The 26,054-nt window shown below is 61.6% G+C and carries 22 protein-coding genes and 10 pseudogenes; 13 read left to right on the top strand and 19 right to left on the bottom strand.

Annotated elements, in window-relative coordinates; genetic code table 11:
* Positions 1-64 precede the first annotated feature (64 nt).
* The 4 genes from IVB05_RS07500 to IVB05_RS07485 all read right to left on the bottom strand — a co-directional run bounded on the left by IVB05_RS07500 (position 65) and on the right by IVB05_RS07485 (position 2,796).
* On the bottom strand, positions 65-394 hold the full coding sequence (locus tag IVB05_RS07500) for a hypothetical protein (protein WP_247520384.1): 330 nt from the start codon (positions 392-394) through the stop codon (positions 65-67).
* A gap of 83 nt (positions 395-477) precedes the next feature.
* On the bottom strand, positions 478-1,806 hold the full coding sequence (gene hemN / locus IVB05_RS07495) for an oxygen-independent coproporphyrinogen III oxidase (protein ID WP_247520385.1): 1,329 nt from the start codon (positions 1,804-1,806) through the stop codon (positions 478-480).
* A 43-nt stretch (positions 1,807-1,849) separates the two neighbouring features.
* Positions 1,850-1,990: a hypothetical protein gene (locus IVB05_RS07490; RefSeq protein WP_247520386.1), complete on the bottom strand. Its 141-nt coding sequence runs from the start codon at positions 1,988-1,990 to the stop codon at positions 1,850-1,852.
* A 92-nt stretch (positions 1,991-2,082) separates the two neighbouring features.
* Positions 2,083-2,796 (bottom strand): Crp/Fnr family transcriptional regulator, encoded by a 714-nt coding sequence (locus IVB05_RS07485; RefSeq protein ID WP_247520387.1) that lies wholly within the window; start codon positions 2,794-2,796, stop codon positions 2,083-2,085.
* Positions 2,797-2,982: 186 nt separating this feature from the next.
* Here IVB05_RS07485 and IVB05_RS07480 point away from each other — a divergent pair, with 186 nt between their 5' ends.
* Entirely contained in the window at positions 2,983-3,300 is a 318-nt protein-coding gene (locus tag IVB05_RS07480; protein ID WP_247783745.1) for a cytochrome c, read from the top strand.
* A gap of 4 nt (positions 3,301-3,304) precedes the next feature.
* Here the strand turns inward: IVB05_RS07480 and IVB05_RS07475 are convergent.
* The 5 genes and pseudogenes from IVB05_RS07475 to IVB05_RS07455 all read right to left on the bottom strand — a co-directional run bounded on the left by IVB05_RS07475 (position 3,305) and on the right by IVB05_RS07455 (position 7,051).
* A pseudogene (locus IVB05_RS07475) lies at positions 3,305-4,396 on the bottom strand (MlaD family protein).
* A 3-nt stretch (positions 4,397-4,399) separates the two neighbouring features.
* Positions 4,400-5,175, bottom strand: a pseudogene (locus IVB05_RS07470) (ATP-binding cassette domain-containing protein).
* 2 nt (positions 5,176-5,177) lie between these two features.
* Positions 5,178-5,639, bottom strand: a pseudogene (locus IVB05_RS07465) (ABC transporter permease); the annotation flags it as partial.
* Positions 5,640-5,717: 78 nt separating this feature from the next.
* Entirely contained in the window at positions 5,718-6,161 is a 444-nt protein-coding gene (locus IVB05_RS07460; protein ID WP_247520389.1) for a CBS domain-containing protein, read from the bottom strand.
* A 72-nt stretch (positions 6,162-6,233) separates the two neighbouring features.
* A pseudogene (locus tag IVB05_RS07455) lies at positions 6,234-7,051 on the bottom strand (universal stress protein).
* A 269-nt stretch (positions 7,052-7,320) separates the two neighbouring features.
* Here IVB05_RS07455 and fixL point away from each other — a divergent pair.
* The 4 genes from fixL (at position 7,321) to IVB05_RS07435 (ending at position 10,761) form a co-directional block, all read left to right on the top strand.
* Positions 7,321-8,856 (top strand): sensor protein FixL, encoded by a 1,536-nt coding sequence (fixL, locus tag IVB05_RS07450; protein ID WP_247520390.1) that lies wholly within the window; start codon positions 7,321-7,323, stop codon positions 8,854-8,856.
* On the top strand, positions 8,846-9,463 hold the full coding sequence (gene fixJ / locus IVB05_RS07445) for a response regulator FixJ (protein ID WP_247520391.1): 618 nt from the start codon (positions 8,846-8,848) through the stop codon (positions 9,461-9,463). Before fixL ends, fixJ begins: the two co-directional genes overlap by 11 nt.
* 43 nt (positions 9,464-9,506) lie before the next feature.
* The gene (locus tag IVB05_RS07440) at positions 9,507-9,941 is read left to right on the top strand and encodes a response regulator (RefSeq protein ID WP_247520392.1); all 435 of its coding nucleotides are present in this window, start codon (positions 9,507-9,509) and stop codon (positions 9,939-9,941) included.
* Between the two features lie 124 nt (positions 9,942-10,065).
* Positions 10,066-10,761 (top strand): helix-turn-helix domain-containing protein, encoded by a 696-nt coding sequence (locus IVB05_RS07435; protein WP_247783744.1) that lies wholly within the window; start codon positions 10,066-10,068, stop codon positions 10,759-10,761.
* A 14-nt stretch (positions 10,762-10,775) separates the two neighbouring features.
* Here the strand turns inward: IVB05_RS07435 and IVB05_RS07430 are convergent, their stop codons facing one another.
* The gene (locus IVB05_RS07430) at positions 10,776-11,183 is read right to left on the bottom strand and encodes a hypothetical protein (protein WP_247783743.1); all 408 of its coding nucleotides are present in this window, start codon (positions 11,181-11,183) and stop codon (positions 10,776-10,778) included.
* A gap of 424 nt (positions 11,184-11,607) precedes the next feature.
* Between IVB05_RS07430 and IVB05_RS07425 the strand changes: the two genes are divergently transcribed.
* From IVB05_RS07425 to IVB05_RS07410, 4 genes and pseudogenes are all read left to right on the top strand, one after another.
* Entirely contained in the window at positions 11,608-12,015 is a 408-nt protein-coding gene (locus tag IVB05_RS07425; protein ID WP_247520394.1) for a hypothetical protein, read from the top strand.
* 209 nt (positions 12,016-12,224) lie between these two features.
* Entirely contained in the window at positions 12,225-12,443 is a 219-nt protein-coding gene (locus IVB05_RS43470) for a periplasmic nitrate reductase, NapE protein (RefSeq protein WP_256467463.1), read from the top strand.
* A 24-nt stretch (positions 12,444-12,467) separates the two neighbouring features.
* Entirely contained in the window at positions 12,468-12,791 is a 324-nt protein-coding gene (locus IVB05_RS07415; protein WP_247520396.1) for a chaperone NapD, read from the top strand.
* A gap of 112 nt (positions 12,792-12,903) precedes the next feature.
* Positions 12,904-13,237: pseudogene (locus IVB05_RS07410) on the top strand (transporter substrate-binding domain-containing protein); the annotation flags it as partial.
* 51 nt (positions 13,238-13,288) lie between these two features.
* Here IVB05_RS07410 and IVB05_RS07405 read toward each other — a convergent pair.
* The 5 genes and pseudogenes from IVB05_RS07405 to IVB05_RS07385 form a co-directional block, all read right to left on the bottom strand.
* Positions 13,289-14,062, bottom strand: coding sequence for an SDR family oxidoreductase (locus tag IVB05_RS07405; protein WP_256473218.1), 774 nt, complete (start codon positions 14,060-14,062; stop codon positions 13,289-13,291).
* Positions 14,059-14,753 (bottom strand): annotated as a pseudogene (locus IVB05_RS07400) (SDR family oxidoreductase). Before IVB05_RS07400 ends, IVB05_RS07405 begins: the two are co-directional and overlap by 4 nt.
* A gap of 136 nt (positions 14,754-14,889) precedes the next feature.
* Entirely contained in the window at positions 14,890-15,078 is a 189-nt protein-coding gene (locus IVB05_RS07395; RefSeq protein ID WP_247783741.1) for a hypothetical protein, read from the bottom strand.
* Positions 15,075-16,253, bottom strand: coding sequence for a transaminase (locus tag IVB05_RS07390; RefSeq protein WP_247783740.1), 1,179 nt, complete (start codon positions 16,251-16,253; stop codon positions 15,075-15,077). Before IVB05_RS07390 ends, IVB05_RS07395 begins: the two co-directional genes overlap by 4 nt.
* Positions 16,253-17,738 (bottom strand): annotated as a pseudogene (locus IVB05_RS07385) (aldehyde dehydrogenase). Before IVB05_RS07385 ends, IVB05_RS07390 begins: the two are co-directional and overlap by 1 nt.
* 266 nt (positions 17,739-18,004) lie before the next feature.
* On the opposite strand from IVB05_RS07385, the gene IVB05_RS07380 reads away from it, so the two are divergent.
* From IVB05_RS07380 to IVB05_RS07370, 3 genes and pseudogenes are all read left to right on the top strand, one after another.
* Positions 18,005-19,267 (top strand): Tm-1-like ATP-binding domain-containing protein, encoded by a 1,263-nt coding sequence (locus IVB05_RS07380; protein WP_247520400.1) that lies wholly within the window; start codon positions 18,005-18,007, stop codon positions 19,265-19,267.
* A pseudogene (locus IVB05_RS07375) lies at positions 19,264-19,928 on the top strand (HAD-IA family hydrolase). Before IVB05_RS07380 ends, IVB05_RS07375 begins: the two are co-directional and overlap by 4 nt.
* A gap of 18 nt (positions 19,929-19,946) precedes the next feature.
* Positions 19,947-21,299 carry an aspartate aminotransferase family protein gene (locus IVB05_RS07370; RefSeq protein WP_247783739.1) on the top strand — a complete coding sequence of 451 codons (1,353 nt, stop codon included), beginning with the start codon at positions 19,947-19,949 and terminating at the stop codon, positions 21,297-21,299.
* Between the two features lies 1 nt (position 21,300).
* Here IVB05_RS07370 and IVB05_RS07365 read toward each other — a convergent pair.
* The 3 genes and pseudogenes from IVB05_RS07365 to IVB05_RS07355 form a co-directional block, all read right to left on the bottom strand.
* Positions 21,301-22,025, bottom strand: a pseudogene (locus tag IVB05_RS07365) (gamma-glutamyltransferase); the annotation flags it as partial.
* Positions 22,025-22,674, bottom strand: a pseudogene (locus tag IVB05_RS07360) (ABC transporter ATP-binding protein); the annotation flags it as partial. The pseudogenes IVB05_RS07365 and IVB05_RS07360, both read right to left, overlap by 1 nt.
* 309 nt (positions 22,675-22,983) lie before the next feature.
* Positions 22,984-23,655, bottom strand: coding sequence for a helix-turn-helix transcriptional regulator (locus tag IVB05_RS07355; protein ID WP_247520403.1), 672 nt, complete (start codon positions 23,653-23,655; stop codon positions 22,984-22,986).
* Between the two features lie 318 nt (positions 23,656-23,973).
* Between IVB05_RS07355 and IVB05_RS07350 the strand changes: the two genes are divergently transcribed.
* Positions 23,974-24,399 (top strand): serine hydrolase domain-containing protein, encoded by a 426-nt coding sequence (locus IVB05_RS07350; protein ID WP_247783738.1) that lies wholly within the window; start codon positions 23,974-23,976, stop codon positions 24,397-24,399.
* Positions 24,400-24,579: 180 nt separating this feature from the next.
* On the opposite strand, the gene IVB05_RS07345 is transcribed toward IVB05_RS07350, so the two are convergent.
* Positions 24,580-26,046, bottom strand: coding sequence for a PepSY domain-containing protein (locus IVB05_RS07345; protein ID WP_247783737.1), 1,467 nt, complete (start codon positions 26,044-26,046; stop codon positions 24,580-24,582).
* Positions 26,047-26,054: the final 8 nt, after the last annotated feature.

Below are 26,054 nucleotides of genomic sequence, written 5' to 3'. Positions count from 1 at the left end.
CGAATTGATCAAGGTCAAACTCCGGCGAATTTGCGAGAGCGCTGGGGAAAAAGCTGTCAAAACGTCAGCAACACGGAGCGATCGGGACGGACATCCGTAGGGCTGCACGATGCTTCCGTTCGATCTTACGCAGTCGCTTCGCAAGCTGCGGAGATGCCTCGAGTTCCGCTGCCAGGCATTCATCCAGCGCGTCAGCGGAGACCCGACACCCCGTCAAAAGCCCGTAAAGCTCCGGGGGCGACAGATTCAGATCTCGCGCAATCTGCTCGAACTCGGCGCGGTCCATGCCGCGCAGCTCGTTCGCGCGGGAAAAACTGGCGGCGACGGACTTTGCCCATGCGGTCAGAACACTGAATCCGCGCAACTTGCCTGTTTGGCCGAAAGCATTCGTCATGGGAGGTCTCCAGGATGATGATCCCGCAGCAATGCTAGTTCGGACGGGGATTGCCTTGATCGAAGTCAAGCCGGCTGCGCGGGTCACGCCGCCTTGCTGAAACGCGCCGCATCCGTGCGCGTGTGCGGATCGAATACTGCCGCGATGACCCGTACCACCTGACGGCCGGTATCGGTCGCCGTCACGACGCGGCCTTCAATGCGTACCAAGCCGTCGTCTACCAAAGGCCGCAGCGAGGCAATTTCTTCCGTAAATTCCATTGCCGGCGCGGTGACGTCGAGGTCGGCCCGAAACGCGCACATCAGGCTTTCGATTGTATTGGCGCGCTGCTTTTCGGCGGCATCGACCCGACAACCGCGCGCCGCCGCCAGGCGGCCATCCGCAATGACACGAACATAGCTTGGAACGTCGGAGATATTCTGGACATATCCGTCCCTGAACCGCGAAATCGAAGACGCGCCGAAGCCGATCAGGGTTTCCCTGCTGTCGTCGGTATAGCCCTGGAAATTGCGATGCAGCCGTCCCGACGCCGCGGCCCGCGCCAGCGCATCACCCGGTTTTGCAAAATGATCGATGCCGATCTTCAGAAAGCCGTGGCGCTGGAATTCCTCGGCGATGGCCTCGGCCTGGTCGATACGCTCCTCCGCACCGGGAAGCATCTTCTCATCGATAAGCCGCTGATTGGCCTTGAGACGCGGCATGTGGGCGTAGCCGTAGCAGGCGATGCGATCCGGCGAGAGCATCGCGACGATCTCGCAGGTCTTGCGGAGCGAGGCGACGGTCTGCAGCGGCAATCCGTAGATCAAATTCAGATTGCCGATGCCGGCAGCCCACAGCCGCAAAACGGCCGCGGTGACATCCTGCATCGGCTGCCACCGGCCGATCGCCGCCTGCACCATTGGATTGACGTCCTGCACGCCCAGACTGACGCGGTTGATACCAAGCTCATTCAGGCTGCCCGCCAGCAACGACGTCACACAGCGGGGATCGAGCTCGATGGCGTGCTCGAGACAGGGTTCAAGAACGAAATGCCGGCGCAGGACTGCCATCACGGATGCGAGACCCTCGGCCCCCAGAATGCTGGGCGTTCCCCCACCCCAGTGCAGTCGCGCAATGTGAACCGACGCTGTCAGATTGTCGCTGACCAGCACAATCTCGTGCTCCAGCGCCGCGCGATAGGCGCCGCCGACGTCCTCGCGCAGCGCCTTCTTGGTATTGCAACCGCAATAGAGGCAGAGTTCGCGGCAATACGGCACATGCAGATAGACCGAGACGGCCTCGGCCATATCCAGATCGCGCAACCAGCGTTGCTGGTCCGCGGACGCCACCGCCGGCGTGAATTCGGCCGCCGTCGGGTAGGGCGTATATCGCGGCACCTGCAATCGGGCATAACGGCGTACAATATCGTTCACGGCAGGGCTCTCTTCGCCAGACTACTTGACCGGATGCCTCGGGTCAGAAAGGCCGGCGCCTGGCGTCAGTCTGTTGGGCCAATTGCTTGGGGCGGGTCTGAAAATCGCCCCACGCCAGAACGGCAGCAAAGACGACGAACATCAGGACAACGCCTGCGGCAACGAGCATGGAATCAGCGGGCATAGGTGATCTCCTTGTGATGGAGGAACAATGCCTGCTTCACGCAAATCGTCTTTGCGCTGAATCAAATAGATGGGTTACCGCTTAAGATGGTTTCACGCCGCGGCCATCGCCTCGGCACGTGGGCAATCGAGCAGGCGCACGCCTCCGCTGACGATAACAAGCATCTTTTCGCGCTCGAATCGGGTCAACGTCCGGCTCACCGTCTCGATCGTCAGCCCGAGATAGTCCGCGATATCCTGCCGACTCATAGGCAAGGAAACAGTTTGCCGCTCGTCGCCGATATGGGCCAGCCGCGCCCGCCAGCCGACCAGGAAGGCTGCGACCTTCTCCTCCGCCGTGCGCCGCCCCAACAGCAGCATCTGTTGCTGCGCCAGCATCAGTTCGCGTGACGCGAATTCGTTGATCCGGAGCAGAAAGTGTGGCCGCTGCTCGATAAAATGTTTAAAGGCATCCACGGGGAAGCGACACGCCGAAACACGCTTAATCGCGTCCGCCGAATAGCTGTAGCGAATAGATGGCATGGTGCCGAGAAAATCTCCCGGCAGTGCAAATCCGATTACCTGCCGCCGCCCATCTGGCAGCAGCTTGTACAGACGCGCAACACCCGCGGTCAGATTGTGAACCGAGCTGGCAACCTGGCCCGCAGAGAACAGCGCTTCGCTGGGCGCCAAATGAACCTGGCGGGCTATTCGCTCGAATTCGACAAGATCTGTCTCGTCAAGCGCGCCGCAGATGCTGAGCGACCGTACAGCGCAGGCCGTGCAACGACCGAAATTGGCGCGTAATGGCGAGATAGTTCGGATCATGTTCTCTGTCCATTCGACCGACCGGCAATTGCATCCCGCGGTCATAGGCCGGCTACTCAACGACCGCTGAGACGCGTTCCATTTTAAAGGATCCACGGCAGGCCAGTTGATCGAGATCAATTGGGTTCTCGAATAAACCTGCACTGTGCCGTCGATGTCTGGAAACCCGCCAGAGTGGACGCTGCAATGATCGAACGAATTTTGAGGCCTATCGCTTTTGCGTTCATCGCGTTGACGCCGGCCCTCGCCGCTTCACCTGACGAACAGCGCGGCAAGACATTTGCACTCAATAATTGTGCACGATGTCACGCCGTCGACCGCGTGGGCCAAAGCCCGCTAAAGATAGCGCCTCCGTTCCGGATATTGCACAAGCGCTATCCGATAGAGAATTTGGCTGAGTCGCTCGCCGAGGGCATCCAGACCGGGCATCCGACCATGCCGGAGTTCCAGCTCGATCCCGACCAGATTCACGACCTGTTGTCGTATCTGAAGACGCTGGAATAGCTTTCTACAAAGCCGCCACCGTCCAGGCGATCACGTTCTTCGCAATCCGGCCGAATGCATCGCTGAACGCAGCGGCGGCTTCTGGCGGCTCTACCTGGTCGAACTTCTCACTTTCCTCGAACAGGCGTGCCGCGACGACCTTACCGCTCTTGTATGATCCTCGCCGACAAAGCGGTTCGGCTGAAGGCTTCGCATCGACCACAGTACGGAACCGGCGGACGTCGATCACAAGCTGGAATTTGGTTTGGCCTATGTCCGCCATGCACAGCGGCGCATGCGCGAGGTCGTAGTTCTCAAAGCTCTCGATCAGCCTTGCCTGCAACAGTTTTGGACGCGAATCGGCCCACATCGCTTCGGCAAACCCTGGATGGTCCTGTGCCGGCGAGAAAAGAAATCGCTGGGTCTGCGACCGCCGTGGGCTCCGGGATCGCCCATTGCACGTTCACCGTCTTGCCCGCCGGTCCCTGATTTTGCAGGGCGCGCAAATCATAGGTGATCTTTACCGGCGGCGCGGTCACGCCGGTCATACGTTCGAGGCCGGCGACGATGCCGTCGAGCTTGCCGGCGTTGCGGGCAAGGCCTTCCGAAAACACTTGAAATTGGCGATGGTGTCCTTCAGCGCGCCGGAATTCTCCGTCAGCACCGAATCCACCTTGCGCAGCGCGTCACGGGCAGCCTGCGACATGCCCTGCCCGGCACCGGGGTCGGCAATAAGCGTCGGCACCTTGCCGGTATTGGCAACCAGCATACCGCCTTCCAGCGTGATAACGGGAACGCCAGTCAGGCCCTGGAATTCCAGACCGACCTTGGTGTCGGCGCGTACCGCTACCGTCGAAGCCACCGAAATGGTCGCATTGACGCCGCGCGGTTTACCCGGCGCGAGACCGAGCTCGGAGACTTCGCCGACGCGGATGCCGTTGAACAGCACCGCAGCGCCAACCAACAGCCCGGGCACCGAGCCTTCGAACTGGACGTGGTAGGTCGCGCGCGGACCGAGACCACCGGCATTGTGCAGCGAGTAGATGAAGCCAAATACGGCGGCGATCGCCGCCAGCACGAAGGCGCCGACAACGACGAAGGGAGCGCGGGTTTCCATGGTCTAGCTCGCTTTGGATTGCAGCATCTGGGAACGCTTGCCCTGGAAATAGGCCCGCACCCACGGATGCGGATTGGAGCAGTTCGCGCATCGGCTCGATGGCGACGATCTTGCCGTCGGCGAGTGCCACGACGCGGTCGCAAACGGTATTCAGACTGGCAAGATCATGGGTGATCATGAACACCGTCAGCCCTAGTGTTTTCTGCAATGTCTTAATCAGGGCATCGAAATCGCCCGCCGCAATCGGATCGAGGCCCGAAGTCGGCTCGTCGAGAAACACGATCGCGGGATCGAGTGCGAGCGCACGCGCCAGCGCCACCCGCTTGGTCATGCCTCCGGATAATTCGGACGGAAACTTGTCGCCGTCCTCCGGCTGAGCCCGACCATTTCGAGCTTGGCGGTGGCGATCTCGTCCATCAGTTCATCCGACAGCATGAGATTTTCGCGCAACGGAAACTGGATGTTTTGCCGCACGGTAAGCGAGGAAAACAGCGCGCCTTGCTGAAATAGGATGCCCCATCGCCCGGCGGCGCTTCGCGAGGTGCGGTCATGGTTGCCACCAATTGTCGCCCCCATCACCTCGATCTCGCCTTCCTGCCGCGGAATGAGGCCGATGATGGTGCGCATCAGCACCGACTTGCCGCCGCCGGAAGCGCCGACCAGGCCGAGGATCTCCCCCGGCGCACATCGAGATCAAGATGATCGATCACGACATGGCGACGGAAGCCGACCACAAGGTCATGCACGCGTATCGCAAACTGTCCGTCCGCTTCCTGCATCGCTACATTCCGATCGATGCAAAGAACACCGCAAACAACCCATCGAGCACGATCACCAGGAAGATCGACTGAACCACCGAGGTGTTGGTCTGCTTACCGAGCGACTCGGCACTCCCCTTCACCCGCAAACCCTCGCTACAGGCGACGATGCCGATCACCAGCGCCATGAACGGCGCCTTGATGATGCCCACCTCGAAATGCGTGACGGATATGGCCTCGTGCAATCGCGCAATGAAGATCGCCGGCCCCATGCCGCCATAGAACCACGCGATCAGGTCGCCGCCATAAAGTGCGGCCATCGAGCCGATGAAACTAAGGATCGGCAGCGCGCAGGCAAGCGCGATGATCCGGGGCAGCATCAGGAGCTCGATCGGATCCAGCCCCATGGTCGACAACGCGTCGAACTCCTCGCGCATTTTCATCGAGCCGAGCTCGGCGGTGTAGGCGCTGCCGGAACGGCCAGCACTTTATGAGTTAGCTAGGTGACCTTTGGTTCCATCCGGATAGTCGCTTGCATGGATGGTCCTTGGCAGGAAGCACACTTAGAGAGCGCGTTGCACCTTGCCGCCGACACTTCGCTGCAACGCCCGCATCACGTCTTCGCGAGAGATGATGCCCGCAAGCCGCTGATCACCGTCGATCACCGGCATGCTGCGGATGCGATGATCGACCATGAGCTGAAGCACCCTGGTCAGCCCGGTATCCGTCCCGACATAGATGAAATCCGAGGTCATGATATCGTTGACCGTCCGCTTCATCAGATCGTCGTAACGCGGCATCATGCGGGCCGGAGTAAAGACAAAGCAGGCAAGATGGTCGAACTTCGAGACAAGCCCTACGACCTGCCCGTTTTCCTCAACCGGGTAGGTATTGAAGTCTTCTCGTTCAAAGAGATCGCCGAGTTCGCGCAGTGTAAGGCCGCGCACGACCGTCGTGACTTTGCCCGTCATATGGTCTGCAACAACCTGATCGATGAAACTATCCAAGATGCGATCCTCAATCGAAATTCTGTGCGATTCAATCAGACCGTCAGCCGGCGGTATTGATTGAAATCAAGTTCAGTGTGACAGCAGGGAGCAGCGGTTCGATGGGTTGGTGAGATGTCGCGTCACGCCCCCGAGAATCCACTCGCTGAACCGTGAGTGGCCATACGCACCGGCAATGACAACGCTAGCGCCGACGTCAGCCGCAATCCTATCAAGCTGTTCCGTCACCCCGGCTGCTGACTCCGGAACCACGGTGCTCGCAACGATACCGTGGCCAAGCAGCCACGCCGCCACGTCCGCAACATGTAACAACGCATCGGCGCGATGGGCGCCCTGATTTCTGCAACCGTAATGTCTTTTGCAGTGGCAAGAATCGGCAGCGCATCGAGTATTGCCCGGTGCGCCTCCCTCACATCCTTCCAGGCCACCAGCACGCTTCTGAAATCGAACCATTCCACCGCAGGAGGCACGACGATGATCGGACGGCCGGCCTTGATCAAAAGTGCGCTGGGATCCGCAGCAGCGCAGGGGTCGACAATGGCCTCGCTGCGCGCACCTACCACGAGGATGTCCGCGGCCCTGGCCTGGTGCACGACGTAAGGGACTGGCATCGCCTGGACGGAACGCCACTCCACCGACTTGGCGCGCTTCCCGACCGCAGTACGGAATTGCGCCTCAAGCTCCGACAACCGCCTTCGAACGGCCGTGGCCTCATCGAGGAATTTCTGCGCCTAGCCGCCATCTGCAAAATACAATGGCGCCTTGACGTCCGAGGCCGCAATGCCGATCATTCGCGCCCCGAATCGCTCGGCCAGATCCCCTACCACCGCGAGACAGGCATCATTGGGACGGTCCAGCGCCAGACTGACCATGACGGTTTTGTAGTTCATATCCTGCTCCACCCTTTGGGTCGAAATGCCGAATGGGCGTGCTGCCCACAGAGCTGCACCTTAGAAAACGATTCCAGATCGAACCTGACCTAGATCAAGACGGAGAGCTTTCGCCGTTACGAGCAAACCCGGCTTTGCGATACCCGGGGAGCAATACAGCTCGTGGATATTGCCTTTTCTCTCAATAAGATAAACGCTAGTGATAATTCGCCGCGTTCCCAATAATCGGACACGATTTCCGGCGTGCATGGAATGGTTCGAGGCAAGGCATGATAGACGTCGACCGACCCTTTCGCAGTCAGGATCCGCTCGACCAGAACGTGCGCAGCGGGGCCGAGGGATCCGGCGTCGGCACCTGGGATTTTGAGTTTTCGACCCGGGAATTGACCTGGTCCAACACCACAAGGAAGCTTTTCGGCGTCGCACCTGACATGCCGATCGATTACGACAATTTCCTCTCCCTGCTTGATTTGCAGGATCGCGATCGCACCGCGAAGGCGATGCAGCAATCGATCGAAACCGGGTGCAATTTCGATATTCAATACAGGGTGCACCGGCATGCGGATGCGGGTCATTGGGTGCGCGCGCTCGGCGCCATCTTAGCCGGCCCGGATGGTGCCCCTGCCCGGCTCAGCGGTGTGATGATCGACATCGATCGTGAGAAGCGTTTCGAGGATGAGTTAAGGATACGCGAGCGGCACTTCCGTTCGATCCTGGACACGGTCCCCGATGCCATGATCGTGATTGACGAGCACGGCATCATGCAGTTTTTCTCGAGCGCCGCCGAACGGCAATTTGGCTACACCGAACCTGAAGCGATCGGGAAAAATATCAGCCAGCTGATGCCGGAGCCGGATCGCAGCCGCCATGACGGCTATCTCGCCCGCTATTTGAAGACAGGTGAACGCCGCATCATCGGCATCGGCCGCATCGTGACCGGGATGCGCAAGGACGGCACCACATTTCCCATGCATCTCACCATCGGCGAGATGCAATCGGCCGGGAAACCTTACTTCACAGGCTTTGTGCGCGACCTCACCGAGCAGCAGCAGACCCAGGCAAGGCTGCAGGAACTGCAAGCCGAACTGGTTCACGTGTCGCGCTTGAGCGCGATGGGAGAGATGGCGTCCGCGCTGGCCCACGAACTCAATCAGCCGCTTTCAGCTATCAGCAACTACATGAAGGGATTACGCCGCCTGCTCGCGGACAGCACCGACGTCAACGCGCCGAAGATCGAGGCCGCGCTCGACCGTGCCGCGGAACAGGCCATCCGGGCCGGTGACATCATCCGGCGACTGCGCACCTTCGTCGGGCGCGAGGCATCGGAGAAGCGCGTCGAGAGCCTTTCGAAGCTGACCGAGGAAGCCGGCGCGCTCGGGCTTACCGGTGCTCGCGAACAGGGGGTATTGCTGCGCTTCAACCTCGACCCGGCCTGCGACCTGGTGCTTGCCGACAGGGTCCAGATCCAGCAGGTCCTGGTCAACCTCTTCCGCAATGCGCTGGAAGCGATGGCCAATTCGATCCACCGCGAGCTGATCGCTTCCAACGCCAAGGTAGCGGACGATATGATTGAAATTGCCATATCGGACACCGGACATGGATTCGGCAGCGACACCCATGTGAACCTGTTTCAGCCGTTTTTCACCACCAAGGAGACAGGCATGGGCGTCGGCCTTTCGATCAGCCGGACAATCATAGAGACCCATGGCGGCCGGATGTGGGCCGAAACAAATCAAGCCGGCGGTGCAACATTTCGTTTCACGCTGCCCGCCGGTGCTGCCAAGGATGTGACTGATGGGCGGTAAGGTTTATGTCATCGATGACGATGCGGCGATGCGCGACTCGCTGGATTTCCTGCTCGGCTCGGCCGGCTACAGCGTGCGCCTGTTCGATTCCGCGCAGGTTTTTCTGAGCGAGCATCCGAAGCTGGAGGCCGGGTGCGTGGTCACGGATATAAGGATGCCGGGCATGGACGGCATGGAATTGCTGCGTCAACTCAATGGAGCCTCCAGCGTCCGAAAGCTTCCGATCATCGTCATGACCGGCCATGGCGACGTGCCGCTCGCCGTCGAAGCCATGAAGCTTGGCGCGCTCGACTTTCTCGAAAAGCCGTTCGAGGATGACCGGCTGATCGGGATGATCGAGACCGCGCTCTCGCAGAATGAAGGCGGCGCGAAGAGCGAAGCGCTGACGGCCGACATGGCCGCACGAGTCGCGTCCCTCACCCAGCGGGAGCGGCAGGTGATGCAGGGCCTGGTGAGCGGCCAATCGAACAAGGTGATTGCCAGGGAATACGATATCAGCCCTCGCACGGTGGAGGTCTATCGGGCCAACGTCATGACCAAGATGCAGGCGGCTAACCTTTCGGAATTGGTCAGGTTTGCGATCCGGGCCGGGATCGTCGACGATTGAGCCAAGTCAATATGGGCGTGGGCGGACTGGCTATCCTGCACTGATGCAGCATACCCATCACACATTCGGCCGTTCCGAGACTGGCCCGTCCCCCAAAAAATCGCTGATTTACGTCGTCGACGATGACCACGACGTCCTGAAGTCGCTGCGGTTTTTGCTGGAGACCGAGGGCTTCGAGGTCCGCACCTTCCGCAGCGGGTCCGCGTTGCTGGAATCTTCGATCCCGCAGGGCGCGGATTGCCTCGTCGTGGATTACAAGATGGCAGGGATCGACGGTTTGGAACTTGCCCAGCGACTGCGCGGCCTCGACATCAGCACGCCGATCGTCATGATTACGGGTTATCCACACGGGAGCATTTCGGCGAAGGCCAGCTCTGCCGGGGTGCTTCAGGTCCTCCTCAAGCCCAATCTCGAAGACAATTTGGTGGAATGTATTCGAAACGCCATCAATCCGGGCTCCGCGACGGGCCAGTCCTGAATAATCAGGCGAGACGCGGCACCCGTAAAACCCCGTAAGTAGACCCCCTTAGGATATCGTCCGAAATATCGCCGAACAGATCTCCTCGATAAACCAAGCCATCCCGCATCGAGGAGATGGCGACATGCATACCCAGACGATCACCGCGCCGGCAGCCCACGTTCTCAACGCCCCGCGCAGCCCGGTACCTCCGTCGGCCGACCAGTTCAGCGTCATCGCCAGTTGCTCGGGTGTGGTCGCGACCGAATTCTCCTACCGCAAGGACGAGGAAATCTACGGCGAAGGCGAACTTGCCGAGTACGTCTATCAGGTAATCCGGGGTGCGGTTCGTACTTACAAGCTGCTGAACGACGGACGGCGCCAGATCGGCGCATTCCATCTGGCCGGCGACGTCTTCGGCCTCGATCCCGGCACCTCCCATCGCCTGACGGCGGAAGCCATCTCCGATACCACCGTCCGCCTGGTGAAGCGCCGCAGCCTGGAAGCCGCCGCGGGATCCAACGTCAGGGTCGCCCACAATCTCTGGATCATGACCGCAAGCGATCTCAGGCACGCGGAAGATCATATGCTGTTGCTCGGCCGCAAGACCGCGATGGAGAAGGTTGCGACGTTCCTCCTGGAAATGGACCGCCGGCTCGCCAAGACCGGTATGATGGCGCTGCCGATGTGCCGCCGCGATATCGGCGATTATCTCGGCCTGACGCTGGAAACCGTGTCGCGCGCGCTGTCGCAGCTCAACGATCAGGGCGTCCTGGTGTTTTCGAGTGCCCGTCAAATCGTGCTGCGCAACCGCCAACGTCTGGCAGACATGGACGCCTGAGGCAGGCCGCCTGCCTATGTCTCCATCTGTACGCGACAATGCGCAACGCACACGGCTAGGAGTCGAGAATGAACAATTATCGCGTCTCGTTCTATAAGGATATCCTGAATTCGGACGGCCACAGCTTCAAGTGCCTGCAGCGCCAAGTCGATGTCCAATCGAATGGTCCGTCGCAGGCGATGGTGCTGGCTGAACGGCTGGTTGACAATGAACGCCTGAACGCCAACTGCATCGAGGTGAAAAGGTAAATCGCGCCGGCCCAGCGCAGGGTTTCGTAAGCGAACAGGATTGTTGAGGATCAGCGATCCCGCACCAAGCCCGACCGCGATGCCGAGCAGCGCCAGTCCCAGCGCGACGCCAAGGACGGCGGAGAATCCGGCGAGGCAGCCCCGGCTCGCACCGAGCACGGCGAGATAGGCCATGTTCGGCCCCCGCGTCATTTCGATGATGAGCGATGTCAGGACAAGGGCAATGACGGGCGATTGAAATGCCGCGGAATAGAAGGCGGCAAGTTCTAGGAAACGGTGCATGTCATGGCGCGCTCGTCAGGAGGCGCGGCTCCAGGTGTGTTTGCAGGGAGCGGACGATGGATCCGACGTGTTGCTCGAATTCATGATGGCCGCTTGCGCCCCTGGGCATTTCCCTGCCGCAAGCGCGAGGCCATGTGGTTCAACGTCTGGGCCGACCAGCCCGTGCTGATTCATCCGACGCACTGGCGCGTATGGCGTCAATAAGGAATTGAGAGGAGGCAAGCGTACACACCTTCATGCCATTTGATCTACCGCAACGACTCAGCGCGGCCATACGTTCATGCTCGGCCGGTTTCAGCACGTTAGGGAGCGCGCCATGACAACCGAGATCAAGACATACCCGATCGTCGAAAACGTCATTAATCTGTTCGGCGACTGGCTCCAGCATCAGCGCGAGATGCGTGAACTTCGCGATATGAATAGCGGGGATTTCGCACGTATTGCGCGGGACCTTTGTGTGAGTCCTGCCGAGCTCGATGCCGTTGTCCGGCAGGGACCACATGCGAGCGATGAGTTGCCGAGGCTCCTGAAAGTCCTGGGCATCGACGAAGCGACCCTGTCGCGGACCCAGCCTGTCCTGCAACGTGACATGGTCCGCGTCTGCTCTGCATGCGAGCGGAAGGCCCTGTGCAACCACGACCTCGACGCCGGCACCCTCGCCCAACGGTATGACGAGTACTGCCCCAACACGGCGGCAATCGACGAACTGGGTCAGAAGGCGTGATGCATTCGTCAGCTTCGGCCCGTGAGCAACGGGCCGAATTTGGCTAGATACCGAGGAAATTCGCTGCGACGGCCTCGATTCCGAGGCGCGGCAAAACGCCCCCGATTTCGCACTGCGGAAACGGCGAACTCGGGCCGGATTGATCTAGATCAAAGCAGCGAGCGATACTTCTTCTAGCGTTGACGCGGGCAGCGGCACCGATGCCGCCAATGATCCAGCCATCAAATCGCAAACGAGATTCAGCATGTCGGCCGCAAGCGACGACAGGAGGCGGAAGGCCGCGCCGCAGGCGCATGGAAAAATTCGCGTCTCTATTTCTGACTGCCGTGCTTTTGCCGGCCTTTGCGGTCGCGACCGTCGGCAGCTACGCCCTCGCCGTTTGGATCTACCAGATGATGGCCGGGCCCCCCGGCCCTCCCACGCGGTAGTTGCAGCTCTTCAGGGAGAAAAACGTGCCAGACCTCATAGCGCGGATCGATCGTCGGGCCCTTGTTACGGGCCGTCTGCTCAATCCGGATCGCGTGGTGGCGCCGCCCGGCGGCGAGATCGCCAGCATTCTGGTGCAGGCCCGCCCGGAGCGCCTCGCAGACGTGGAAGCTGCAATCCTGACCCTGGAGGGATGCGAAATCTACGGCCGCGATCCCAAGGGCAAGCTCGTCGTCGTGGTCGATTCGCCGGATGCCGGCGCGCTCGGCACCACGCTCAACCAGCTCGCGCTGTTGCCCGACGTCTATTCCGCTTCGCTTGTTTTCCACGCCATCGACGCGACCACCTGACTTCGGGAGAATTGCCATGACCGAACCCACGCTCGATCGCCGTCAGGTTCTCAAGCTCGAGGCGGCCACAATGGCGGCACTCGCCGGCGGAATGCCGTCGATCGCCGGCGCCGCCGTGGCCTACGTCCTCGATGACGTGCAGCTTGCCGTCGCGATCGCCAGGTCGAAGGACCCGTCTGCCTATATCATCAGCGACAAAACTTTTTCAAAGGCCGAACCCTATAGGACCATGCTGCGTAAGGACGACGCAGCCTTCAAGGCAGTGGCAGATCGTACGACTGCGGAGCTTTACCGCAGCCCGGAGATCGAGGCGCTCTACAAAAAGTGGCTCGAATCGCCGGTCCCGCCGAACGGGCTCAACTTCAATACGCTCATGTCGGCGGTTCTGCGGCAAGGCATTTGCAAATCCGTCGGACAGCCCGGATCCCGCAAGCTACGAGCGCTGATGATAGGCGGCCGCCACCGGTGCTTGCGTCCCTTCGGCTTTGCCCGTGGCTTCACACGGCCCAGCTCTGCGTCGGCGCCCGGCCACCGCCGTCAGCGATCAGCACCGCTCCGGTGATGAAAGAGGCTTCGTTGGATGCTAGAAACAGACAGCAGGATGCGATCTCCGATGGCTCGGCAATCCTGCGCAATGCGATTCGCTCCCTTAACACCCTGAATTCGTCTTCTGGTGTACTGCCTTTTTTTTCCGCGAGAAGCCGCATTTCATGCTCGCTCATCGGCGTCCGCACCCATCCCGGAGCAACGGCATTGGCGCGAATTCCGTCGCCACCGTGGGCAAAGGCGAGCGAGCGCGTGTAGGACACGACCGCCGCCTTGCTCGTCGCATAGCTCACGCTGTCCGGGCTCGAATTGAACGCCGCAACGGAGGCGATGTTCACGATCGCTCCGCCCCGCTGCCTGAGCAGCGGAAGGGTAGCGCGGCAGACTCTCATCGTTCCCGTCAGCTTGACGTCGAACATTGTCGTCCAGGTCTCGTCCATCACGGTTTCCGGTTCATCCGGAATGATCAAGCCGGCGGCGTTGAGCACGATATCAAGTCTTTCGCCGCACGTTCCGATGGCCGCGGCAATATCCGCTTCGTTCGTCACATCGCCATGTACGGCAGTTCCACCGGCCGCACTGGCGGCATCATCCAGCGCCGGACCGCCCAGGCCAAACAGAACAATGCGGGCACCTTCGCGTGCAAACAATTCGGCCGATGCGCGTCCGATTCCGGTCGCAGCACCCGTGATCAGGGCGATGCGCCCTGCAAGACGACTGCTCATTCGATCCCCCATTGCTGCTCGACGGCAAATCCGGTTTCCGGCAGCGTCGAGCCGCCATCGACGAGGATCGTCTGGCCTGTCACATATTTCGCCTGTTCCGACGCGAGATAGACCATGGCGTAGGCGATGTCGTCGGCCTCGCCCATCGATCCGACCGGAATAAACCGTCCGATCCGCGCCATGTTCTCCGGCGTGCTCAGGGTACCGCGGCCGGGCTTTGCGATGAAGCCGGCTTCGACGCCGTTCACGGTGATGCCATCTCGGGCGTGCTCAAATGCCGCGCCGCGAATGAACGCGTTCACGCCGGCCTTCGCGGCCGAGTAATGGGTGCCGCCTCCCATCGCGACCCGGGCCGAAACCGACGACGTCACCAGGATTCTCCCGAACCGTTCGCCCGCATGTGCGGAATGGCGGCCTGCGCCAGCCAGAAGCATGCATTGAGATTGAGTGCCAGGGTCGCATCGAGCTTTTCCTCGTCAAGCTCTTCGAGCGACGACCACAGGCATCCTCCCGCGTTGTGGACCACGATGTCGAGGCGGCCGTGCCGGCTTGCGGCCTGACCCACCAGTGCATGCAGGCCTGCCCGATCCAGCCCGTCGAAGGGAACGTCATGCACACGGAGGTTGCACGCCTCGAGTTGCCTGACCAGTTCCGCAGCAGCAACATCCCTCGTGCGGTTCGCGATCACCATCGTCGCTCCGGCCTCGGCGAAGCGGGTGACGATAGCGGCGCCAATGCCGCGTCCCGCCACCGGTCACCAGCGCTACTCTTCCCGACAGGTCGAAAGGGGCTGATGTCATGAGCATCGAGCCATTGCAACTCCGCCTTCAGGCCAGACCGGCCTCGCGCAAGAGGACGATGAAGCGTTCAAACACCCTTGTATGCTTCTCGATATCGTCAGGCGTCGTCGCCGGACACATCAACAACATGGTGTGGAACGGCGTCACCAGAATGCCTTCGTTCATGTAGAAGGCGTGAAGCAGCGTTTCGAGATCGCTGTTTCGATGAGCAATCACGTCGGCACCGTTTCGCGGCGGCTCCGGCACGAACATGATCTCGGCGCGGGCGCCGATCTGGGTGACATGCCAAAGCAGACGCTGGTTGGCGATGAGGCTGCGGACTGCCCGGCAAGCCGCGTCGCGTTGGCAATCATGCGCTGGTAGTTTTCCGCCGTCAGTACGCTCTCGAGCACCGCGCGCATGGTTGCGACCGTAAGCGCATTGCCGGCCAGCGTGCCGCCGATGCCGAGATGGGCGGACTGGCGTTGTCGCGGGTTGGCAAGGGGTATGAGTTTCCACATTCGTTCGGCGATCTCGGCGTTGAGGCCGAAAATGCCCGCGGGAATGCCGCCGGCAATCGCCTTGCCGGCGGCGAGAATGTCGGGCTCCAGGCCGTGAAGCTGCGTAAAACCGCCGGGCCCACAGGACAATGTATGGGTCTCGTCGATGATCAGGACGGTGCCGGTACGGCGTGTGATATCGCGCAGCGCTTCGTGGAAGCCGGGCGCGACCGGGATCATCCCGAAGTTCGTCATCAGGGGATCGGCCAATACGACGTCACCGTGCGACAGCGCCCTCTCCAGGCCCTCGACATCGTTGAATTCGACGATCCGGCTGACAGCGGCGTGGTCGACGCCGTTCGGATGGATCGAGTTGCGCATGCCGACGCGGCCGTCGCGGATCTCGATATGGGCCTCCTCGATGCCGCCGTGATAGCAGCCGGAGAACACCAGGACTTTCGGCCGCCCCGTGATCATTCGCGCGATGCGGATCGCGCCGCGGTTGGCGTCGGTCGCCGACGTCGTCAGCGTCCAGTACCGCGGGCCGAAGCGGCGGGAGAGTTCGGCGCCGACCCAGAGGCTGTCTTCGGTCGGCAACATCATTGTCGCGCCGCGGCTTAGCTGGCGCAGTGCGGCCCGGGTGACGGCCTCGGGGGCATGACCGCACATGCCGCCGGTGTCGCCGAGGCAAAAGTCCACATAGTCATGCCCGTCGATATCGCGGATATGCGCGCCATTGGCTTCCTCAACATAGCAGGGAAACCCGCCGGCCCAGCGCCGCATCCAGTGCGAGGGGCCGCCATAAAGAAAATGCTGCTTGCCCTCCTCCCACGCCCTGGCCGAGCGCGGATGCAGCTTCAGGAAACGTTCCTGTTCGCGCGCGATCAGCATGTCCAGCTTTGCGGCGTTCATCACAGCGCAATCCAGGCGGTCTTGAGGTCGCAATATTCGTCGAGCGCGTGCAACGACTTGTCCCGTCCGAATCCCGATTGCTTGAAGCCGCCGAGCGGCACGGTGATGTCGGCACCGCCATAGGTGTTGACGTGCACGACGCCCGCGTTGATGGCGCGCACCATGCGGTGCGCAGTCGACAGGCTGCCGGTCCACACCGCCGACGCCAGCCCATAGCTGGTGGAATTCGCAAGCCGCACGGCCTCGTCCTCGCTGTCAAACCGCGTGACCGCAAGCACCGGTCCAAACACCTCCTCGCGCGACCACGTCATTTCAGGCGAGACGTCGGCAAAGATCGCCGGCGACACGAAGGTCCCGCCGGTGTCGCGAAGAATCCGCTCATCGCCGGTCAGCCGCTTCGCACCCTCACGCTCGGCAAGCTCCACTGCACCGAGGCTGCGTTGCAACTGGGCTTCGCTCGCCACCGCGCCGATGTCAGGACGCAAGCGCAGGGGATCGCCAACCCGGAGCGAAGTGGTCACGCTCAACAACTCGTCCATGAAGCGGTCGTGGATCGAGGATTGCACGATCAGCCGCGATCCGGCGACGCAGACCTGTCCCGAATTACGGAAGATGCCGTTGGCGGACACCTTGGCCGCCTGCTTGAGATCGGGCACATCGGCAAAGACTATGTTGGGCGACTAGCCGCCGAGCTCGAGATAGACGCGCTTGAGGTTCGACCGCGCGGAGTATTCGAGCAACCGCCTGCCGACCGCGCCCGACCCGGTGAAGGCAATGGCATCGACGTCGCCGTGAAGCGCAAGCGCCTCGCCGGCCGTTGTCCCCCGGCCGGTGACAACATTCAGCACGCCATCCGGAAGACCGGCTTCGCTGGCAAGCTCGGCCAGCCGAAGCAGCGTCAGCGAAGCGAGCTCGGGCGGTTTGACCACGACCGAGTTGCCGGTCGCAAGCGCCGGCGCGATCTTCCAGGCGCCGATCATCAACGGGAAATTCCAGGGTACGATAACGCCGATCACGCCGAGCGGTTCGCGATGGATCAGGCCAAGAACATCCCGCCCGGTCGGCGCGATCTCGCCATAGACCTTGTCGACCGCCTCGGCGTAGAAGCGCATCGTTCCGGCCGCTGATATCGGTTCGGCCTTGTAGGCCATGTTGATCTCGGTGCCGTTGTCGCGGACCCCCAGCACGGCGAGTTCGAGCGCATGGCCTTCAGTCAATTCCGCCAGCCGCAGCAGGATCTTCTTGCGGTGAGAGGGTGCCGCCTTCGACCACGCGCCCTGCTCGTAAAACCTGCCGGGCGCCGAGCACCGCCCGGTCGATATCGTCGGGGCCACCGTCGGCGATGCTGGTGAACGTCCGCCCGACGATCGGAGAAACGACGTCGAGCCGTCCGCCTCGCAGGCTGCGAACGTGCGTGCCCGCGATGAAGAGCTCCCTTGGCGTTATCGCAACGTCTCTCAGCCGATCGATCTGCTCCTGCTGCATGCTTCACTTGCCTCGTGAAGACGGCTTGCGCACCCCCACGTCCTCTCGCCAAGAGACCTTTTTGCAACGGGAATAGGCGCTCGCGGCCCGTTCCGTCGCAATCAACCGATAGGTGGATGCTGCAACGACCGCCCCAAGGCCGGCAAACTTGAAAGCCACCAGTTTTCGACCTACCACTTTTGCTGTGCCGCAGCCTGAGCGGCCGTTCGGATGCGCGGCTCCCGGCCGGCGCGCAACCGAGGAAAATTTTGGAGCATCCATCGACCATGACCAAACTCGCGCATCCCCGAATCCTGGTCATTGGGACAGGCGACACCAAGGCGGATGAACTGCGCTTCATCGGAGACTGCATCGCGGCAGCCGGCGGCGAAGCCATCATGATGGATGTCAGCGTGCTCGGCGATCCCCCCTACTCGCCGCATCACGACAAGCACGCAGTGGCGCAGGCAGCCGAGACCACGATCGACAAGATCGCCGAAAGCGGCGACGAGAATTCGGCGATGTCGCTGATGGCGCTCGGGGCGAAGCGGTTGGCACGGCGTTTATACGATAGCGGCGACTTCGACGGCATGCTCGCGATCGGCGGCACCATGGGGACGGATATCGCGCTCGATGTCGCGCAGGCGCTGCCGATCGGCGTACCGAAATTCGTGATCTCGACCATTGCCTACTCGCATCTGGTGCCGCCGGAGCGCATCGCGGCCGACCTGATGATGATCCTGTGGGCCGGCGGTCTCTATGGGCTCAACAGCACCTGCAAATCCGTGCTGTCGCAAGGCTGCGGGGCAGTCGTGGGCGCTGCGAGAAGCGCGATGAAACCGCGGTCGGACCGGCCCGTCGTCGCCATGACGTCGCTTGGAAAAAGCTGCCTCAGCTACATGGTCGAACTCAAGCCTGCGCTGGAACAGCGCGGCTGCGAGGTCGTGGTGTTTCACACCACCGGCATGGGCGGCCGCGCGATGGAATCGATCGCCGCGAAGGAGGGCTTTGCTGCCATTCTCGATCTCAGCCTGCAGGAGGTCGCCAACCAATTGACCGGCTCGGTCGTGAATTCCGGCGCCGATCGGCTGGAGAACGCCGGCAAGGCCGGAATAGCGCAGATCGTGGCGCCGGGCGCCATCGATATGGTGGATTTTCCGGCCTGGCTGCCAACGCCGAAGGAACTGCTCGAACGCCCCTACCATGCACACAACCGGCTGCTGGCCTCGGCGACATCGCGCCCGGACGATCGGCGCAGGATCGCGCGCGCAATTGCAGACAAGCTTGCTTCAGCTCAGGCGCCGGTGGCGTTTGTCCTGCCGACCGGCGGTATCCAGCAATGGGACCGCGAAGGCGAAGCACTGCACGATCCGGAAGGACTGGCCGCCTTCGTCGGCGAGATGCGTTCGGCCATCAAGCCGCCGGTCGAGCTTCACGAGATCAATGACCACATCAATAGCGCGGCATTCAACGCCACCGTGCTCGGCATATTCGATCGTTGGGTCAAGGCCGGCATCGTGCCGGCCGGCCGGGCATCGGTCGCGGCGTGAGTTTTCCGCGCGCCAAAGCCCTCGTGCTCGATTTCGGCGGCGTCATCTCGAAGACGCTGTTCGAAACCCACGGACTGACCGAAGCCGCCCTTGGCCTTTCCCCGAGCACCTTGCGCTGGCGCGGACCCTTCGCGATCGAAACCGACCCGCTTTGGGCATCGATGCAACGCGGCGAAATTTCGGAACGTGACTATTTGGTCACGCGCAGCCGCGAGGTGGGACGTCTGGTCGGCGAAGACTGGAACGACATGGCGACCTTCGTCAAACGGGCGCGTGGCGCCGACCCGGAAGCCGTGATCAGGCCCGAAGCCAAGCGGGCGATCGAACTGGTTGCGGACACCGGCTTCAAACTAGCGATCCTATCGAATGAGCTCGACTTGTTCTACGGCACGGAATTTCGTGGAAGATTGCCGTTGTTGCAGCGCTTGCGGCAATCATTGATGCCACCTACACAAAGCTATTGAAACCCGATCCGCGCGCCTATCAGATGGTGCTCGACGCGTTGTCCCTCGACGCCGGGGCTTGCGTGTTCGTGGACGACCAGCGGCGCAACATCGATGGGGCCGAAGCGTGCGGAATGCACACTGTCCTGTTCGACGTCCGCGATCCCCGCTCCGGCTACGTCGCCGCGCTCCGACCCTTCGGCCTCGAACTCACTTGAAGAAATGGCAGGCAGATCATGCGCGACACCAATTTCCTGATCGAGAACAACGCCAAATCGATATGGCATCCGATGGCGCATCCGGCGGAAATGCGCGCCCATCCGCCAAGGATCATCATGAAGGGCGAAGGCGTCCACGTCACCGACGTGAGCGGGCGCACCCTGCTCGACGCCGTTGGCGGGTTGTGGAACGTCAACCTCGGCTATAGCTGCGACCCGATCAAGAAGGCGATCGCCGACCAGCTCGATGCGCTCCCCTATTATTCCGGGTTTCGCGGCACCTCGAACGGCCCTTCGATCGAACTCGCCTACGAGCTGACCGAATGGTTCAAGCCGGAAGCGATGGTGCGCGCCTTCTTCACATCGGGCGGCTCCGATTCCGTCGAGTCGGCGCTGCGGCTTGCGCGGCAGTACTGGAAGATCAAGGGACAATCGGACCGCACTAAATTCCTTGCACTGAAGAAGGGCTATCACGGCACGCATTTCGGCGGCGCCTCGGTCAACGGCAATGCCAACTTCCGACGCAATTGCGAGCCGCTGCTGCCCGGCGTGTTCCACATCCCGGCGCCCTGGACCTATCGCAATCCGTTTAATGAGACCGATCCGGCCAGGCTGGCGCAGCTCTGTGCGGCCGCCATGGAGGACGAGATCGCGTTCCAGGGCGCGGATACGATCGCCGCCTTCATCATGGAGCCCGTGCTCGGCGCCGGAGGGGTGATCGTGCCTCCTGACAACTTCATGAAGCTTGTGCGCGAAATCTGTGACCGCCACGGCATCCTGATGATCTCGGACGAGGTGGTGACCGGCTTTGGCCGCACCGGCGCCTGGTCGGGCGCGCGGCTTTTCGGCGTGGAGCCGGACATGATGACGATCGCCAAGGCGATCACTTCGGGTTATTTCCCGCTCGGCGCCACCCTGATCAATGACAAGATCGCCGAGACTTTTGAATCCGATCAAACCACTTTCGGTTCGATCGGCCACGGCTACACCTATTCGGGGCACCCCGTTGGCTGCGCCGCGGGGATCGCGGCGCTCGCTGAAACCAAGCGGCTCAAGCTCGACGAGAATGCCGTTGCGCGCGGCAAGGAGCTGGGACAGGCGCTGGAACAGCTCAAGGCGCGGCACGCCGTCGTCGGCGATGTCCGTTACAAGGGGCTGATGGCCGGCATCGAACTCGTCTCCGATCGCGACAGCAAGAAGGCGGCCGACAAGAAGACGATGGCGGCGGTGGCGGACGGCGCCTACGAGGCCGGCGTGATGCTTCGCGTCTCGGGCAATAACCTCATCCTGTCGCCGCCGCTGATCCTGACGTCGGCGGACGTTGCAAAAATCGCCGAGGGCATCGACGCCGGGCTAGAGGCGGTCAAGTAGTTCAAAAACCCAGCGCCAGCCCGTCCTTGCGGTGATCGGACGCGCCGAGGAGACCGCCGCGTTCGTGGTCGATGCGGATCGCCTGGCAGCCGCCGATCGGCTCCTCTGACCAGCGGACATTGTGCCCGCGCGCGGCGAGATCGTCCTTGGCTGAGGCCGATATCGTTGTTTCCAGCGAGAGCACGCCGTCAAACGAGAACGATCGCGGCGCCTCCGCGGCGGCTGGATGTCCAGGCCGAGGTCGAGGATGTTCGAGATCAGGTTGGCGTGGCCCGTGGCCTGATAGTGCCCGCCCATCACCCCGAACGGCATCACCGCGCGTCCGTTCTGCATCATCATGCCGGGAATGATGGTGTGCATCGGCCGCTTGCGCGGCCCGAGCGAATTGGGATGCCCCGGCCGGGCGCGAAAGCTCCAGCCGCGGTTATGCAGCAGCACGCCGGACTTCGGCGCATAGATGCCGCTGCCGAACGGATAGAACAGCGAGTTGATCAGCGAAATCGCATTGAGGTCGCGGTCGACAACCGTGACATAAACGGTATCGCGGTGCTCGATATCCTCCCACGCCTCGATGGTTGAGGCGCGTTTCATGTCGATCTTTTTGCGGATTGCGCCGATATAGTCGTCGGAAAGGAACGAGGCGCTGTCGATATTGCTGGTGGCGGGATCGCAGAAGAAGGAGTCGCGCGCCCGGTAGGCCGCCTTGGTCGCTTCCGCCAGCAGATGGCGTAAAGCACGACGACGCGGTCGACATTCTCGGCGACGACACCGAGGTCGTGCGAGATGAAGATCATCGCCGAACCGAGCTCGTCCTTCAGCTCCCAAGCAGATGGAGGATCTGGGCCTGCACCGTGACATCGAGGGCCGTCGTCGGCTCGTCGGCGATCAGGAGCGCCGGCTGGCAGATCAGCGCGATTGCGATCATCACGCGCTGGCGCATGCCGCCGGAAAGCTGATGCGGGTATTCGTCGAACCGCCGTTCGGCGGCGGGCAGCTTGACCTTGCGCAGCAGTTCGATCGAGTGTTCGCGCGCCTCGCGCCGGTCGCAGCCGCGATGCCGTATCAGCCCCTCTGCGATCTGATAGCCGACGGTGAGCGCTGGATTGAGGCTCGTCATCGGATCCTGAAAAATCATTGCGAGGCGGTCCCCGCGAAGATCGCGCATGGCGGCCGGCGCCAATTTCAGGAGATCGGCGCTCTCGAACTCGACGTGCCGCGATACCGACATGCCGACTGGCAAAAGGCCCATCAAAGCGAGTGACGTCAGCGATTTTCCGCAGCCGGACTCGCCAACGATGGCCAACGTTTCGCCGCGGTTGAGTGTAAAGGAAAGGCCATCGACCAGCGGATAGCCAGCGTTGCTGGTTACGCGCAGGTCGCGTACGTCCAGCAAGAGTTGCGGTGCGCCCTCGGACTGCCACGCCGTCGATTTGCTGGAAACCGCGCGTGGCGCTGCGCGTCCGGCATTTTGCGCAAACAGGAACGCTTTCCCGTTCTTCGAACGAAGCGGTCCTCTCGCAAGCGGATGGATGCTGTCCAACACATACGGTGACATCGCTAGAATGACGCCGGCCCCTGAAACACCAGGGGAACCGTGATCCGGCAACCATGCCGGATCAATCAACCGAACGGTGGATGATCGATCATGAAGGGCGCCATCGCTTCGCGACGGCGCGCAAGCCTATCAGTGCAGTCTCGACATCAGCGCGACCACCGCCGAGCGCGTCTCCACACCGAGCTTCTCGAAGATGTGGATGAGATGCGTCTTGACGGTCGCGTGGCCTATCCCAAGGCACTCGCTGATCTCTCGGTTGGTCCGTCCGCAGCAGACGAGCTCGATCACGTCGAGTTCGCGCGAGGTCAGGCCATAGCGCGCGGCCTGTTCACTCGCCGACGGCGTGCAACCGACCAGGTTGAACTCGAGATAATCGTGAATCTTCTCAGCGATATTTGTAGCCTCGTCGGGAATCTTGCATCCAGGCATCCAGATGACGCTCATGCCGGCGACGATCTTATCACCTCGACGGAAGAAAAACTCCATCATGTCGGCGATTCCGAACTGGTCGGTAAATGACCGGTATGCTGCCGTTTCCGCATTCGAGTATTGCGTTGACATGACGCTGAGCCACGCAAATGGCTTTCCGGCGGCGCGTTTGGGATGAAGCGGGTCGAACTGCCCCATCCGCTCAACATATTCGCGATGAAAATCGAGCGGAATTCCGCTCAAGAGAAATCGATTGTGGTTAAGACCATCATCGACGGCGTAAAACGCCATCGCTGATGCATCGAACATCCCTCTCGCAAATTGAACGGCCTGACTGGCTGCCGGATCAGAGCGACTCGCGATCATGTACATGGCCACCCTCCCAATTTGCTTCCTCTGAAAGTCGGACATCGAGCGCATCCGTCTCGCGCACGGGGCAGACGCACCTTTCAGTCAAGCAAAATGCGGGCCAACCCCTTAAAAACGCGATCAAAAAAGGACATACTGCCCGGCGCGGGCGGCGGACAGCGACAACTCATATCCACCGTCCGGTGGATTGCTGCGACACCCGCCGCCGCGATGATCCCGCCAGGCTCGTCTCCCAGAGATGCTTGGCGCTCAAGGTACCATGTCGATTGTCCGGCTGACGAAGGTCAGATCACGCTCGCCAACTGGCGCCAGCATCCGCAGATGGAATGGAGCTATCGGAATGTTCGCGAAGTGCTTCCCACCGCGAACATTGCGCGATCGAGCACGCCAGTAGCGCTGCCGCGGTCGCCCCGCTATCTCGACGAGATCCCCTTCGCGGACCTGAAGGGCGAAAAGAGGACGGTCGCTGACGCGTTGCGCTCAACCCACGTCGACGGCTTTTTGGTGCTCCATCGCGGCCGGACCGTCACGGAGTGGTATGCGCACGGTCTCGCGCCCGATGCGCAGCACCTGATATTTTCGGTCAGCAAATCCATAGCCGGCACGGTCGGCGGCATCCTGACCGGGCAAGGCCGGCTCGATCCCGAAGCGCCGGTCGTCCGCTATCTTCCCGAGTTGAAGGCTTCGGTATACGGCGGCTGCACCGTCCGCCACCTTCTCGACATGAGCGTCTCTGAAGCGGATTAATCCTGCTGTTCGCACGATCGCCGTGGAGCCGGCCGGCTCGATCGTCTGATGAATGCAGCCGCGCCGGAGAGATCCGCGCTAAACATCGAGGGTTCGAGCTCGGCGGTGCTGGCAGTAAAGAAACGCGCGTGTCGCGGCGAACTTTAGAGTTGCTGAGTGTTCTCAGCGAAACGAGGAAGATCAGACTTCTCGAGCATCTTTACGGACCACTTTCCCAAGCACGGAGTATCTCACGCGTCGCCAGCCAATAACTATGCCAGTTATTGCGAACAGCAGTCCACACATGCAGAGGCCGACTATCAAAGTGCTCCGGACGCGAGGACGAATCACAAGGATTGGAAAATCCAGCGTGTGTAATGCGCTGTAAAGCCAGCGATACGCGCGGCGCGACGAGTCCAATCTTTGCAAGATGTTCCCGCTCGCGCCGTCAATGTCATACCACACGTTGCCGCATACCGAACGGTAGACAGGCGCACCCGGTATCGTGGAGGACGCCATGTAGTTGTCATCTGCCGCAAGGATTGCTGGAAAGCCGCAACCAAATGCCAAGCGGTGGGTCAACGCTTGGACCTCGCGCGAGTCCAGGAACCCTGATTGATCGTCCGATCTCGGGCTCCCCGCTCGAACTAGCGTTTGCCTCCCGAGATCGATCCGGTCGCGTCGATAGCGGTCCCCATTGAAGGCGAACCATTCGATCTCTCGGGCAGACGGCGATATTGACCCCCAGTCTGTAGACGGAAGCCTGTTCCAGGCTGGTGGGGACGCGGCGGCGTTAGCCTCGGTGTCGGTCAATTGCCCACGCGAGAACAACCGCCCGTGATCCATGGATAGCCAGCCGCTGAAGATCCACGTCAGGACGAAAACTGTCGCTATTAAGCCAATGACGTGATGCAGCGCATGCCAGCCATGATAGGGCGAAACGGCAGTCCCCTGCTGAATCCTGATCCGCGCGCCCCCAAGCACCGCGCCGAGCGCCGCTCCGATCAAGGCAAGCAGCGACAGCGTCCATACCACGCGATCCCAGAGCGACCAATTGCTTCGGAGCATCATGGGATAGATCCAGTGCAGCACGCTGCCCGCAAGATTCCACCACCTCTCGCTGCGCGTCGTGTCCAATACGATCTCGCCGGTGACCGAGGACACATAGACTGCTGTATCGGCCGCATCGTTGAGCGCCACGCGAAACAAGGGACGGTGACGATCGAAGCCGTTCGGCACGCTCCATTGATCATAATCTGCGAGCTCAACGATTGACGCGCGCGAGATATCCATGCCGCGCCGCCTTGCATGATCCCTCGCCGCAGCGAGGGCAATGTCGGGAGATTTCTTCAATGCGGCACCCGTCGCATCTGATGCACGGATCGTCCGCAATTGCGACGACCCCGAAACGACGTACACCGGCCCGTCGGTCCGCTGGATCAGCCGAACGCGCGCGGCGTCCTCGATGCCGCTTGCCTCGACAGCTGTCGACGGATCGATGGTCACACGAGCGCTGTCCACGGCGGCAAGTCCGGCAAAGCGTTCCGCTTCCGTGAGCGACGGAAACGGAACGAAGTGCATGACAATGCCGGTCGCAAACCACATTGCGAACAGGAGGCAGAACGCGACCCCGAGCCATCGGTGCAGCAGGACCAGTCCGTCCATCATACGGCAAT

Source organism: Bradyrhizobium sp. 170 (assembly GCF_023101085.1).
Lineage (GTDB): Bacteria > Pseudomonadota > Alphaproteobacteria > Rhizobiales > Xanthobacteraceae > Bradyrhizobium.
The sequence above is the reverse complement of the archived record's forward strand: the minus strand, read 5'-3'. Positions and strand labels throughout refer to the sequence as shown.

Bases quoted from the DNA above. Each gene is read 5' to 3' on its own strand.
- IVB05_RS07500 (WP_247520384.1), bottom strand. From the start codon at position 394: ATGACGAATGCTTTCGGCCAAACAGGCAAGTTGCGCGGATTCAGTGTT.
- IVB05_RS07490 (WP_247520386.1), bottom strand. From the start codon at position 1,990: ATGCCCGCTGATTCCATGCTCGTTGCCGCAGGCGTTGTCCTGATGTTC.
- IVB05_RS07485 (WP_247520387.1), bottom strand. From the start codon at position 2,796: ATGATCCGAACTATCTCGCCATTACGCGCCAATTTCGGTCGTTGCACG.
- IVB05_RS07480 (WP_247783745.1), top strand. From the start codon at position 2,983: ATGATCGAACGAATTTTGAGGCCTATCGCTTTTGCGTTCATCGCGTTG.
- fixL (WP_247520390.1), top strand. From the start codon at position 7,321: ATGATAGACGTCGACCGACCCTTTCGCAGTCAGGATCCGCTCGACCAG.
- fixJ (WP_247520391.1), top strand. From the start codon at position 8,846: ATGGGCGGTAAGGTTTATGTCATCGATGACGATGCGGCGATGCGCGAC.
- IVB05_RS07440 (WP_247520392.1), top strand. From the start codon at position 9,507: ATGCAGCATACCCATCACACATTCGGCCGTTCCGAGACTGGCCCGTCC.
- IVB05_RS07435 (WP_247783744.1), top strand. From the start codon at position 10,066: ATGCATACCCAGACGATCACCGCGCCGGCAGCCCACGTTCTCAACGCC.
- IVB05_RS07430 (WP_247783743.1), bottom strand. From the start codon at position 11,183: ATGGCCTATCTCGCCGTGCTCGGTGCGAGCCGGGGCTGCCTCGCCGGA.
- IVB05_RS07425 (WP_247520394.1), top strand. From the start codon at position 11,608: ATGACAACCGAGATCAAGACATACCCGATCGTCGAAAACGTCATTAAT.
- IVB05_RS43470 (WP_256467463.1), top strand. From the start codon at position 12,225: ATGATCCAGCCATCAAATCGCAAACGAGATTCAGCATGTCGGCCGCAA.
- IVB05_RS07405 (WP_256473218.1), bottom strand. From the start codon at position 14,062: ATGAGCAGTCGTCTTGCAGGGCGCATCGCCCTGATCACGGGTGCTGCG.
- IVB05_RS07390 (WP_247783740.1), bottom strand. From the start codon at position 16,253: ATGAACGCCGCAAAGCTGGACATGCTGATCGCGCGCGAACAGGAACGT.
- IVB05_RS07380 (WP_247520400.1), top strand. From the start codon at position 18,005: ATGACCAAACTCGCGCATCCCCGAATCCTGGTCATTGGGACAGGCGAC.
- IVB05_RS07370 (WP_247783739.1), top strand. From the start codon at position 19,947: ATGCGCGACACCAATTTCCTGATCGAGAACAACGCCAAATCGATATGG.
- IVB05_RS07355 (WP_247520403.1), bottom strand. From the start codon at position 23,655: ATGTACATGATCGCGAGTCGCTCTGATCCGGCAGCCAGTCAGGCCGTT.
- IVB05_RS07350 (WP_247783738.1), top strand. From the start codon at position 23,974: ATGGAATGGAGCTATCGGAATGTTCGCGAAGTGCTTCCCACCGCGAAC.
- IVB05_RS07345 (WP_247783737.1), bottom strand. From the start codon at position 26,046: ATGATGGACGGACTGGTCCTGCTGCACCGATGGCTCGGGGTCGCGTTC.